At 65.5% G+C, this 12,386-nt stretch carries 12 protein-coding genes; 11 read left to right on the top strand and 1 reads right to left on the bottom strand.

Going from position 1 to position 12,386, the window contains the following annotated elements:
* The first annotated feature begins 1 nt into the window (after nt 1).
* The 11 genes from flgB to ACFPFW_RS15370 all read left to right on the top strand — a co-directional run bounded on the left by flgB (nt 2) and on the right by ACFPFW_RS15370 (nt 11,839).
* Complete coding sequence (gene flgB, locus ACFPFW_RS15420) at nt 2-394, top strand: flagellar basal body rod protein FlgB (protein ID WP_114958671.1); 393 nt, start codon at nt 2-4, stop codon at nt 392-394.
* A gap of 11 nt (nt 395-405) precedes the next feature.
* Nucleotides 406-816: a flagellar basal body rod protein FlgC gene (gene flgC / locus ACFPFW_RS15415; protein ID WP_114958670.1), complete on the top strand. Its 411-nt coding sequence runs from the start codon at nt 406-408 to the stop codon at nt 814-816.
* An 11-nt stretch (nt 817-827) separates the two neighbouring features.
* Nucleotides 828-1,151: a flagellar hook-basal body complex protein FliE gene (gene fliE, locus ACFPFW_RS15410; protein WP_114958669.1), complete on the top strand. Its 324-nt coding sequence runs from the start codon at nt 828-830 to the stop codon at nt 1,149-1,151.
* Nucleotides 1,152-1,290: 139 nt separating this feature from the next.
* Complete coding sequence (fliQ, locus tag ACFPFW_RS15405; protein ID WP_114958668.1) at nt 1,291-1,557, top strand: flagellar biosynthesis protein FliQ; 267 nt, start codon at nt 1,291-1,293, stop codon at nt 1,555-1,557.
* Nucleotides 1,558-1,583: 26 nt separating this feature from the next.
* A complete protein-coding gene (fliR, locus tag ACFPFW_RS15400; RefSeq protein ID WP_114958667.1) occupies nt 1,584-2,351 on the top strand; it encodes a flagellar biosynthetic protein FliR in 768 nt (255 codons plus the stop codon).
* 3 nt (nt 2,352-2,354) lie between these two features.
* Nucleotides 2,355-3,422 carry a flagellar biosynthesis protein FlhB gene (flhB, locus tag ACFPFW_RS15395; RefSeq protein WP_114958666.1) on the top strand — a complete coding sequence of 356 codons (1,068 nt, stop codon included), beginning with the start codon at nt 2,355-2,357 and terminating at the stop codon, nt 3,420-3,422.
* A gap of 79 nt (nt 3,423-3,501) precedes the next feature.
* On the top strand, nt 3,502-6,039 hold the full coding sequence (gene cckA, locus ACFPFW_RS15390) for a cell cycle histidine kinase CckA (RefSeq protein WP_114958665.1): 2,538 nt from the start codon (nt 3,502-3,504) through the stop codon (nt 6,037-6,039).
* 191 nt (nt 6,040-6,230) lie between these two features.
* Nucleotides 6,231-7,310 (top strand): recombinase RecA, encoded by a 1,080-nt coding sequence (gene recA / locus ACFPFW_RS15385; RefSeq protein WP_114958664.1) that lies wholly within the window; start codon nt 6,231-6,233, stop codon nt 7,308-7,310.
* Between the two features lie 181 nt (nt 7,311-7,491).
* Complete coding sequence (locus tag ACFPFW_RS15380) at nt 7,492-7,734, top strand: YdeI/OmpD-associated family protein (RefSeq protein WP_379771383.1); 243 nt, start codon at nt 7,492-7,494, stop codon at nt 7,732-7,734.
* Nucleotides 7,735-8,680: 946 nt separating this feature from the next.
* Nucleotides 8,681-11,338 (top strand): alanine--tRNA ligase, encoded by a 2,658-nt coding sequence (gene alaS / locus ACFPFW_RS15375; RefSeq protein WP_114958012.1) that lies wholly within the window; start codon nt 8,681-8,683, stop codon nt 11,336-11,338.
* Nucleotides 11,339-11,464: 126 nt separating this feature from the next.
* Nucleotides 11,465-11,839, top strand: a complete 375-nt coding sequence (locus ACFPFW_RS15370) for a VOC family protein (RefSeq protein ID WP_379771380.1) — start codon at nt 11,465-11,467, stop codon at nt 11,837-11,839.
* Between the two features lie 13 nt (nt 11,840-11,852).
* On the opposite strand, the gene ACFPFW_RS15365 is transcribed toward ACFPFW_RS15370, so the two are convergent.
* Nucleotides 11,853-12,353: a cytochrome b gene (locus ACFPFW_RS15365; protein ID WP_114958014.1), complete on the bottom strand. Its 501-nt coding sequence runs from the start codon at nt 12,351-12,353 to the stop codon at nt 11,853-11,855.
* Nucleotides 12,354-12,386 lie beyond the last annotated feature (33 nt).

Raw genomic sequence — 12,386 nt, 5'->3', positions numbered from 1 at the left:
GATGCTTTTCGGCGATCTTCCTCTCGTTGGCATGCTCAAGCAGCGCATGGAATGGCACCAGCAGCGCCAAAACGTGCTGGCGCAGAACGTTGCCAATGCCGACACGCCCGGCTTCCGCGCCCGCGATCTGAGCGAGCCGGATTTCGGCCCGGCGGCGGACCCGAAGGGGGTTCATCTCCAGCGCACCAGCGCGATGCATCTCGGTCTCGGCGGTGGCAGCGATAGCGAGCCCCGGCGCACGTCGACCTACGAGGTCACTCCCGAGGGCAACGGCGTCGTCCTCGAAGAGGAGGTGATGCGCGTCACCCAGAACGTCATGGACTACCAGATGGTCTCGCAACTCTACGGCCGGGGCCTCGGAATGCTCAAAACCGCGCTCGGCCGCAGCGCCTGAGGAGGGCGAAGATGGATTTCCTTCGGTCAATCAATGTCGCGGCCTCCGGCCTCAAGGCCCAGTCCGGACGCATGCGGATCATCGCCGAGAACATCGCCAACGCCGATTCGACGGCGCCCACCGCGAACGGCACGCCGTATCAGCGCAAGATTCCGACCTTCCGCACGAGCTTCGACAAGGAACTGGACGCCCAGGTCGTCCAACTCGGCCGCATCCAGCGCGATTCTGCTCCGTTCAACTCGAAATACGAGCCCGGCAATCCGGCCGCCGACGCCAACGGTTACGTCAAGACGCCGAACGTCAACTCGCTGATCGAGCAGATGGATCTGCGCGAGGCGCAGAGGAGCTACGAGGCCAATCTCGGCGTCATCGGCGCGACGCGCCGCATGCTCACCCGCACCCTCGACATCCTGCGCGCCTGAGGAACTGATCCATGGCCACTCCGTCGCTTGCCGCCAGCGCCTATTCCCGCCTCGCCAATATTGGCGGAGCTTCGTCCGGCCTGCCGACGCCCGGCATCGGCAGCCAGACCAGCCAGGGCGGCGGCTTCGCGCAGATGCTGGAAAGCGCCATCGGCGAGGTCAGCAAGGCGGGCGCCAATTCCGATGCCCAGACCATGCAGGCGGTGCAGGGCAAGGGCGACATTGTCAACGTCGTCACGGCTGTGGCCGAAAGCGAAGTCGCCTTGCAGACTCTCGTCTCGGTCCGCGACAAGGTGATCTCGGCCTACGAAGAAATCATGCGGATGCCGATCTGATGATTTCCTCTCCCCCTTGGGGAGAGGTCGAGTCGCGCCTGGCGCGACCGGGTGAGCGAGGTTCGGATCATGACCCCTCACCCCGACCCTCTCCCCGGCGGGGAGAGGGAGATTGAGCGCCCGCAAAAGGACGAAAACAATGACAGGACCCGAAGTTCTCGACGTCGGCCGCGACGCCATCATCACCCTGCTCAAGGTCTCGGCGCCGCTGATGGTCGTCGGTCTCGTCGTCGGCGTGATCATCTCGCTGTTCCAGGCGCTGACCCAGATCCAGGAGATGACGCTCGTCTTCGTCCCGAAGATTCTGGCGATGTTCGCCGTCCTGGTTCTCGCCTTGCCGTTCATGGGTGACGTACTCTCCGCACACATGATGCGAATCGCGGCCCTGATCGCCCACGGCGGTTAGCGCGGCTCGCGCCGCGAGGGCGTGCGATGACCATTCAGATCCTGCCTGATCTCAGCATCGCCTATCTCCTGATCTTCGCGCGCGTCGGCACGCTCGTGATGCTGTTGCCCGGCATCGGCGAGAGCATGTTCCCGGCGCGAATCCGGTTGTCGGTCGCGCTCCTGATGGCACTGGTCTTCTATCCCTTCGCGCAGCCCTATTACCCGCAACCCATCGGCACGGTCCCGCAGATCATCGGTCTTCTTCTTGAGGAGATCCTGATCGGCTTCGTCCTCGGCGTCATGGGGCGGCTGATGGTATCGGCGCTGCAGACCGCGGGCGCGATCATTGCCCAGCAACTCGGCCTCGGCTTTGTCGTCGCGGTCGACCCCACCATGGGCCAGCAGGGCGCGCTCGTCGGCACCTTCCTGTCGCTCATGGGTATCGCGCTCATCTTCGCGCTCGATCTCCACCACATGGCCATCGCCGCGCTCGGCAAGAGCTATGATATCTTCCGGCCCGGCACGATGCCGCCGGTCGAAGATGCCTTCCGTTACGTCGTTGGCCTCGTCTCGAGTTCGTTCAAGATCGCGGTGCAGATTTCGGCGCCGTTCATCGTCTTCGGCCTCATCTTCAATATCGGCCTCGGCGTCCTCGCCAAGCTGATGCCGCAGATGCAGGTGTTCTTCATCGCGGTCCCGGCCTCGATCCTGATCGGCTTCATCATCCTCGCTCTGGTGCTCGGGGCGATGATGACCGTCTTCACCAATTACATGGAAAGCGGCCTCCGCCAGCTTCTGCAGCTCGGCGGATAGGGTATGGCCGAAGAAGACGACAGCGAACGGTCGCAAGAACCTACCCAGAAAAAGCTCGACGACGCGCGAAAACGGGGTGACGTCCCGAAGAGCGTCGAGGTCAACACCTGGTTCCTGCTGGGCGCGGGAACGCTCGCGCTGATGATGTTCAGCGGCTCGTCTTCGGCCCAGTTGACCATGGCGATGAAGGGCTTCCTCGGGCACGCCGGAACGATCGAGTTCGGTGCCCGCGCCATGCAACTCATGGCGACCGACGTCCTGCTCATGACCATCGCCGCGCTCGCTCTGCCGCTTCTGTTCATGGCGGTCGCGGCGATCGTCGGAAACATCGTCCAGAACGGCTTCCTCTGGTCGCTGGACCCGATCACGCCGAAATTCTCGAAGGTCTCGCCGATCGCGGGCTTCGGTCGCCTGTTCTCGAAGACGAGCCTCGTCAATTTCGCCAAGGGCATCGCCAAGCTGCTGATCGTCGGCTCGGCCGTCATGTACGCGGTCTGGCCGGAATGGGAGAAGCTCGGCGTCACTACCGAGTTCGAGCCGGCGGCGCTCACTCCGTTCACCTTCGACCTTATCGTCCGCGTTCTCGGCTCGGCGCTCGCCGTCCTCACCGTGCTCGCGGCGGCCGACTGGCTCTACCAGCGCCAGAGCTGGATGGAGCGGCAGAAGATGTCGTTCCAGGAGTTGAAGGAGGAATTCAAGCAGCAGGAAGGCGATCCGCACGTCAAGGCGAAGATCCGCCAGATCCGCCAGCAGCGCTCGCGCAAGCGGATGATGGCGCAGGTCCCGCAGGCGAGCGTGATCATCACCAACCCGACCCATTATGCGGTCGCGCTGCGCTACGAAAAGGGGATGAACGCCCCGCTCTGCCTCGCCAAAGGCCTTGACGCGATCGCGTTGCGCATCCGCGCGGTCGCCGAGGAGCACCAGATTCCGATCGTCGAGAATCCGCCGCTCGCCCGCGCCCTTTATGCCCAGGTCGAGGTCGACGACGAGATCCCGGCCGAGCACTACAAGGCGGTCGCCGAGGTCGTCGGCTATGTCATGGGCCTGCGACGCCGTGGCCTTAGATGACTTGTGAGCCGCGTCCCCGCATGATTGCAAATCGGATCGCGGCGGACCAATCTCCGCGCCGGAGGCGGGTGTGGCTTTTATGACGGATTCGCGGGACGAAGCGGCCGCCTACGAGGCCCCGATCGACCGAACCGAGCAGCCGGTGAATGTGAAGCTCGTTCTGGCCTTGGCCGGAGCGCTGGTGCTGGCGTTCGCCGGACTGTCATACGCGGATGACGAATCCGCCAGCCGCTACATCCTGTTCTTCCTCGGCGTCCTCGCCACGATCGGCATCTTCGCGCTGTTCGGCGGCGCCATCGGCATCCTGCGCTTCAGCGGTCGCAAGAAAGAGAGCGGCTTCGCCCGCAATCTGCTCGTCGACGCGGAGGACGGCATCCTCGTCTCCGACGAAGCCTCGGGGATCGTTTTCGCCAACCGAGCCTATCTCTCGCTGACCGGAGCCGAGGAGCCGGACGATGTCCGCCCGGTCGAGCGCGTCTTCGCCAGCGATCCCGATGTCGCGGAATCGATCTACCGCCTCTCGCAAGCGGCGAGGGAGGGGCGTGCGCTCCAGGAAGAGTTCCGCGTCGCCGGCGGCCCGACCGGCGTTCCGGCATGGTTCCGCGTCCGCGTCCGTCCGCTCGACACGCCCGGCCGCAAGGCGGCGACGGTCTGGACCATCGCCGACGTCACCCGCGACCGCGAGCGCCAGGAGAACGTCTTCCAGGAACTCCAGCACGCCATCGACTTCCTCGACCACGCGCCGGCCGGCTTCTTCTCCGCCGAGGCGGACGGCACGATCGGCTACATGAACGCCACTCTGGCCGAGTGGCTCGACCACGATCTCGCGAAGATCGGCTCCGGCACGCTCCGGCTCGAGGATGTCTTCGCGGGCGATGGCGCCTCGCTCGTCGCGACCATCCAGGGCGGCGTCGGCACGGTGAAGACCGACGTCCTCGACCTCGACCTGAAGACCCGCAACGGCCAGTCCTTTCCGGTCCGCATCCTGCACAAGACGGCCTATTCGCCCGACGGCACGGCCGCGCCGTCGAAGACGCTCGTGCTCGACCGCTCCCGCGCCCGCGGCGTCGCCGACCCGCTGCGCGCGGCCGAAGTCCAGTTCGCCCGGTTCTTCAACGCGACTCCCATCGCCATCGCGACCGTCGACGCCAATGGCGGCGTGAAGCGCGCCAATGCCAGCTTCGCGCGGCTGTTCCCGGACGTGATGAAGGACGAGCACCGCCTCGTCCTCTCCGGCGTGGCGGAAGCCGGCCGCGCGCCGCTCGGCGAGGCGCTGGCCCGTGCCGCGAGCGGGCAGAGCGACATGAAACCCGTCGACGGCCTGATCGGCGGCGACAGCGGCCGCTCGGCGCGCTTCTATTTCAGCCCGGTCGAGAACGCGGAGGGCGCCGAGGCCGACGGCGAGGCCGCGATCGTCTATGCCCTCGACACGACGGAACAGCGCGCGCTCGAACTGCAGATCGCGCAGTCGCAGAAGATGGAGACGGTGGGCCAGCTCGCCGGCGGCATCGCGCACGACTTCAACAACGTGCTCACCGCCATCATCGGCTTCTCGGATCTCCTGCTGTCGAACCACCGGCCGACCGACCCGTCGTTCCGCGACATCATGCAGATCAAGCACAATGCCAACCGCGCCGCGGGGCTCGTGCGTCAGCTGCTGGCCTTCTCGCGTCGCCAGACGCTCCGGCCGCAGGTGCTGACCCTGACCGAGGTCGTCTCCGATCTCCGGATGATGCTCGGCCGTCTGCTCGGCGAGCACGTCACGCTCGACGTCGTCAACGGCCGCGACCTCTGGCAGGTGAAGGCCGATCTCGGCCAGTTCGAGCAGGTCGTCGCCAATCTCGTCGTCAATGCGCGCGACGCCATGCCCGAAGGCGGCAAGGTGACGATCCGCACCTCGAACGTCACCGCAGACGAGGTGCCGGGCTTCAACAAGCCGCTCCTGCCGGCGACCGACTGGGTGCTGACCGAGGTCCAGGACACCGGCACCGGCATTCCCGAGGAAATCCGCGAGAAGATCTTCGAGCCGTTCTTCTCGACCAAGGAAGTCGGCAAGGGCACCGGCCTCGGCCTGTCGACCGTCTACGGCATCGTCAAGCAGACCGAGGGCTTCATCTTCGTCGATTCGGAGATGGGCAAGGGCACGACCTTCCGCATCTTCCTGCCGCGCCACATCCCGTCCGCGGTCCCCGAGGCAGAGGTCGAGACCGTCACGAAGGCCGAGGCGCCGGCCTCCGCCAAGGACATGACGGGGCAGGGCACGGTCCTTCTCGTCGAGGACGAGGATGCTGTCCGGAGCTTCGCCACCCGCGCCCTCGAATCGCGCGGCTACACCGTCCTGGCCGCGAATTCCGGTGCGGAGGCGCTCGAGCTGATCGACGAGAAGGCCGGCGGCATCGACCTCGTCGTCTCCGACGTCGTGATGCCCGAAATGGACGGTCCGACGCTGCTCAAGGAGCTCCGCAAGCGCAATCCGTCGATCAAGATCATCTTCGTCTCCGGCTATGCCGAGGACGCCTTCAAGAAGAACCTGGCCGAGGACGAGGAATTCGTCTTCCTTCCCAAACCTTTTGCGCTGAAGGACCTCATTCAGGCCGTGAAGGACACCCTCGGTTAAGCTGCCGAGGGCGGGATTTCGTCGCTTGGTTGCGTTTCCTATCCGAAGGTTTTCGGAATAGGTCGGATTGCTCCTTCGGCTTTAAAGTTCGATGCGATCAAAACGAGAACATCTGTTGCGGATAAGAACAAATCGTGTACTCTATTGGCCTGGTTGCTTTTCCCGTCAGCCCTGCCAAGAAGGAGTGCGCCGTGGCCCCGAATCTGAAGGTCGTCGAAGTGGTTTCCCAACCCAAATCCAAAGCTCTCGACGCCGCCCTGGCGCAGATTGAACGCAGTTTCGGCAAGGGTTCGATCATGCGGCTCGGCCAGCGCGAGGCGCTGGACATTGAGACGATTTCGACCGGTTCGCTCGGCCTCGACATCGCGCTCGGCGTCGGCGGTCTGCCGAAGGGCAGGGTGGTCGAGATCTACGGTCCGGAAAGCTCGGGCAAGACCACTCTGGCGCTCCACACGGTGGCCGAAGCCCAGAAGAAGGGCGGCATCTGCGCCTTCGTCGATGCCGAACATGCGCTCGATCCGATCTATGCCCGCAAGCTCGGCGTCAATCTCGACGACCTCCTGATCTCCCAGCCGGACGCAGGCGAGCAGGCGCTCGAGATCGTCGATACCCTGGTTCGTTCCGGAGCGGTCGATATCGTCGTCGTCGATTCGGTCGCTGCGCTCGTTCCGCGTTCGGAGCTCGAGGGCGAGATGGGCGAGGTCCAGCCCGGCCAGCAGGCGCGCCTGATGAGCCAGGCGCTCCGCAAGCTCACCTCCTCGATCTCGAAGTCGAACACGCTCGTCATCTTCATCAACCAGATCCGCATGAAGATCGGCGTCATGTACGGCTCGCCGGAGACGACGACGGGCGGCAACGCGCTGAAATTCTATGCCTCGGTCCGTCTCGACATCCGCCGCATCGGCTCGATCAAGGATCGCGACGAAGTGGTCGGCAACCAGACCCGCGTGAAGGTGGTGAAGAACAAGGTCGCCCCGCCGTTCAAGCAGGTCGAGTTCGACATCATGTACGGCGAGGGTGTCTCGAAGAACGGCGAGTTGGTTGATCTCGGCGTCAAGGCCGGCATTGTCGAGAAGTCCGGTGCCTGGTTCTCCTATGACAGCCAGCGTCTCGGCCAGGGCCGCGAGAACGCCAAGCAGTTCCTGAAGGATAACAAGGACGTGGCCGCGAAGATCGAGGCCCAGATCCGCCAGAACGCCGGTGTCATCGCCGGCCAGATCCTCGAGGGCGGACCCGAAGGTGACGAGGACGGTGACGAGCCGGAGGTTTGAGGGCAGTCGTCCTCCGGCTTGACCGGAGGACCCATGGATCGTTGATGCATGCTCCGGCCGGATCGGAGCACGCCGACTCTGATGATCCCTCATGCCCGGGCTCGACCCGGGCATCCAGTTTCGGCTCTCGCTAGGTTGCCTGGTCAAACCCGGCAGTGAGGAAAGCGGAAGCGAGGCGACAATGCCCCAGCGCCCCTATAGCCGCGAACGCTATCCGATGCCGGAAGACGTCGCCGAACGCCTCAGGGAGGCCGGCCTGAGCGAAGCCTACGAAGCCCGCCCGGACTATCAGCGCAATGACTACCTGATGTGGATCGGCCAGGCGAAGCGCGACGAAACCCGAGAGAAGCGCATCGCCCAGATGCTCGACGAACTGAAGCGCGGGGGCATCTACATGAAGATGGCGTGGGACCCGGGAGATTAGCCCGCGTCCCGGTCCACGCGTGCGCAGCACGTCGCGAGAACCGGGACCCAGCGCACCTCGCGGCGAAGCCGCGCCAATTCGATTGAGCGCCTGCGGCCACTCATGCGCTGGACCCCGGACCCCACCACGCCCTCATGCCCGGGCTCGCGAAGCGAGCCGTGTCGAAGGACGGCGAAAAGCTCCGAACCCGCGACGATCCTTCGACACGCGCACTACATGCCCGGCTCAGGATGAGGCTCAATATATTGACAATATTCCTATCATGTGCTTATCCTCCATTCATCCTCACCCTGCGAGGGGCGCCTGCCAGGTACCGGCCGGCCGGCGTGGGATGGGGAGCGGCGCCTGCGGGCGGGGTCCCGGAACCCCGCTCCCGGGAGGCCGGAGGATGTAGGACGGCCGCCAGGTCGTCCGACGAGCGGGCCCGTCGGGCACCATGACCCGTCCGTGCCATGCACTGGGGACGAGCCGTGGTCTTCGAAGGCTCTCAAACCTTCGACGGCCATCGGCCGTGGAAGCGCCCGCCTCCTCCGACTTAACCGCCGTGCGGGGAACGCCTCAGGCATCCACGCAAACCAAACCAGTCAGAGGACGCCGAGGCGTTCCCCGCTCCCTCCGAGGGAGCATTCTCCAACATCGCTGATCGAGCCAGGCGAGGATGAGGCGCGCCTCCCACCTTCTCCCGAGGGGAGAGGGCCGACTCGGCCGGCAGGCCGAGCGGGGTGAGGGGTACGCCTCTCGCCCCGATGCCCTCACCGACAGGCCTTGCCCCTCACCCGGTCGCAGCTGGCGCTGCGACTCGACCTCTCCCCTCGGGAGAGGCGAGCCCGCACGCTCTATGCCCCGCAAGCGGACGTGCAAACCTTCCTAGACACGTTCCGGACCCCCCGCTAAGACAAGTCCGCCGCCCAACTCTCTCACCTCGGGGCGGGCGTGAGCAGCATTGATGAGCAGCGTCAACGAGATCAGGGCCGCGTTTCTCGATTTCTACGCCAGGGAAGGCCATCAGGTCGTGCCGTCGAGCCCTCTGGTTCCGCGCAACGACCCGACCCTGCTGTTCACAAATGCGGGCATGGTCCAGTTCAAGAACGTTTTCACCGGCGTCGAGAAGCGGCCCTATTCGACCGCGACGACCGCGCAGAAATGCGTCCGCGCCGGCGGCAAGCACAACGACCTCGAAAACGTCGGCTACACCGCCCGCCATCACACCTTCTTCGAGATGATGGGCAATTTCTCGTTCGGCGATTACTTCAAGGAACGCGCCATCGACATGGCGTGGCGCCTTACGACGGGCGTCTTCGGCCTGCCGAAGGACAAGCTCCTCGTCACCGTCTACCACACCGACGACGAGGCCTTTAACCTCTGGAAGAAGATCGCGGGCCTGCCGGACCACAAGATCATCCGCATCGCGACCTCCGACAATTTCTGGCAGATGGGCGATACCGGTCCTTGCGGTCCGTGCTCGGAGATCTTCATCGACCAGGGCGAGGCGCTGCAGGGCGGGCCGCCCGGAAGCCCGGACGAGGACGGCGACCGCTTCCTCGAATTCTGGAACCTCGTCTTCATGCAGTACGAGCAGATCGAGCCCGGCAATAGGGTCGACCTGCCGCGTCCGTCGATCGACACCGGCATGGGCCTCGAGCGTATGGCGGCGATCATGCAGGGCGTCCATTCGAACTACGACACCGACCTGTTCCGCGGCCTGATCCGGGCCTCGATCGAGGCGATCGGCGTCGACGCCGAGGGTGACCGCCGGCCGAGCCATCGCGTCATCGCCGACCATCTGCGCGCCTCATCCTTCCTCGTCGCCGACGGCGTCCTGCCGTCGAACGAAGGCCGCGGCTACGTCCTCCGCCGCATCATGCGCCGCGCCATGCGCCATGCCGAACTCCTCGGTGCGCGCGAGCCGGTCATGTACAAGCTGGTGCCGACCCTGATCCGCGAAATGGGCGCCGCCTATCCCGAACTCGTTCAGGCCGAACCGCTGATCACCGAGACGCTTCGTCTCGAAGAAACCCGCTTCCGCAAGACGCTGGTGCGCGGTCTTCAGATCCTCGATGAGGAGAGCAGCCGCCTGTCGAAGGGTGATACTCTCTCCGGCGAGGTCGCCTTCAAGCTGCACGACACGTTCGGCTTCCCGCTCGACCTGACGCAGGACGCGCTCCGCAATCGTGGTATTGCCGTCGACACCGCCGGCTTCGAGACGGCTATGGAGCGCCAGCGCGCCGATGCCCGCAAGAACTGGTCGGGTTCGGGCGACGCCGCGGCCGAGACCGTCTGGTTCTCGATCCGCGACAAGGTGCCGGCCACCGAATTCCTCGGCTACGACACCGAGACCGCCGAAGGCGTCGTCCTCGCTCTGGTCAAGGACGGCAAGGAAGTTCCGGCGCTGAAAAAGGGCGAGACCGGTTCGGTCGTCCTCAACCAGACGCCGTTCTACGCCGAATCCGGCGGCCAGCAGGGCGATCGCGGAATCATGATCGGCTCCGGCATTCGCCTCGCGGTGTCGGACACCCAGAAGCGCGCCGACGGCCTGTTCGTCCATTCGGTTTCGGTCGAAGACGGCGAGGTGACGCTCGGCGCTGCGCTGGAGCTCAAGGTCGATCACGCCCGCCGCACCGCGATCCGCGCCAACCATTCCGCGACCCATCTCCTGCACGAGGCGCTCCGCCGCGTGCTTGGCGATCATGTCGCGCAGAAAGGATCGCTGGTTGCGCCGGATCGCCTGCGCTTCGACTTCTCGCATCCGAAGCCGATCGACGATGCCGATATCGCGACAATCGAGGACATCTCGAACGCGCAGATCCTCGCCAACGCCCCGGTCGAGACGCGGCTGATGGCGGTGGACGACGCGATCGCTTCCGGTGCGCGCGCGCTATTCGGCGAGAAATACGGCGATGAGGTCCGCGTCGTCTCCATGGGCGAGCGCGAAGGCAACAAGGTCTTCTCGGTCGAGCTCTGCGGCGGCACGCACGCTGCCCGCACCGGCGATATCGGCCTCGTCGCGGTCGTCGGCGAAAGTGCGGTTTCGGCCGGTGTCCGCCGTGTCGAGGCGCTGACCGGCGATGCCGCCCGCAAATACCTCGCCGATCGCGGCAGGGTGCTCGACGAGGTCGCGGCCCATCTCAAGGTCGCGCCTGCGGAAGCCGCCTCCCGCGTCGCCACGCTCGTCGAAGAACGCCGCAAGATGGAGCGGGAACTGCAAGACGCCCGCAGGAAGCTCGCTCTCGGCGGCGGTGGTGCCAGCACGGCGGTGGCCCCTGAAGCCAAGGATATCGGCGGCATCAAGTTTCTCGGCCGCGTGCTCAAGGGCATTCCGGCGAAGGAGCTCAAGGGCCTTGTCGACGACGCCAAGAAGCAGATCGGCTCGGGCGTCATCTCCTTCATCGCGGTCGACGACGAGAACAAGGCCTCGATCGTCGTCGGCGTGACCGAGGATCAGGTCGGCGCGAACAACGCCGTCGATCTCGTCCGCGCCGGCGCCGAGGCGCTGGGCGGCAAGGGTGGCGGCGGTCGTCCGGACATGGCGCAGGCCGGCGGACCCGAGGGCGGCAAGGCCGAAGCCGCGCTCGCCGCGGTCGAAGCCCAGCTCCGCGCCGGCTAGCGTACCGTCGGGGGTGGCCGACGCACTCATCAATCCGTAGGGTAGGGCGGTTCGCAAGCGAACCGTCACGTCCCTGTCTCGTTGATGCCCTGTGATCGCGAGATTGTTTCCGCGTTCGAGGATGTCATGCCGAGAAAAGGCCACTCCACCGTTTCCGTATACATGATGGCCTGGGATGCTCCCCGGGTGATCGAGTTCATCCGCGAGGTCTTCGGCGGTGAGGTCATCCTGCGCTACGACCGCGACGACGGCACGCTGATGCACGCCTCGGTCCGCGTCGGCGATTCAACCATCATGGTCGCCGACGGCACCGAGCAATGGCCGAGCTTCCCGGTCTGGCTTCACGTCTATGTCGATGACGTCGATGCCGCGTATCAGCGCGCGCTCGATCATGGCGGCATCCCGGTGCAGGAGCCGGCGAACCAGCAGGACGGCGACCGTCGCGCCGGCGTTCGCGACGTCGCCGGCAATACCTGGTGGATCGGCGGTTCCGCGCTCTAGGCAACATCTTCGCTCAGCGGCGGATGACCAGCATCCGCCAGAGCAGGCCATCGCGCAGCACGAACATGTGGAAGGCGACGCCTGCCAGATGCAGCCCGACGAGAACGTAGAGGACGTTCTTCAGGGCTTCGTGCACGGCCCCAAGATCGCGGGCGAACATCAGAGCTGACAGGCCCGTCAGCGGCATAAGGACTAGCACGGCATAGAAGGCGAAGTGGTTGGTCAGCGCGAGAAGCTGCAGCCCGCGCGGCAGGTCGCTCGGCAACGGCGGCGTCCCGTATTTCAGGCGGATCAGGAACCGCACCGCCATCAGGATGAGGATGGTCGCACCGGAGAGCGCATGAAGCGCGGATCCGGCGGTGTCCGGAAGGGTGCCGAGCGGGAGGTGCTCGGCGCGGCGGAAGAAGTCTTCCATCCAATCGGCCGAGAAAAGCTGGACGATCACCAGCGCGACGACCGTCCAGTGCAAGGCGCGAAGCTGGCGCGGATAGACTTGTTCGGCAATCGTAGCCATGTGCGGCCTCCTCGCGATAATCGCGAGGAGGCC

It is taken from the genome of Flaviflagellibacter deserti, from assembly GCF_042652085.1.
Lineage (GTDB): Bacteria > Pseudomonadota > Alphaproteobacteria > Rhizobiales > Methylopilaceae > Flaviflagellibacter > Flaviflagellibacter deserti.
Note: the sequence above shows the minus strand (reverse complement) of the source record. Positions and strands in the feature narration are given on the sequence as shown.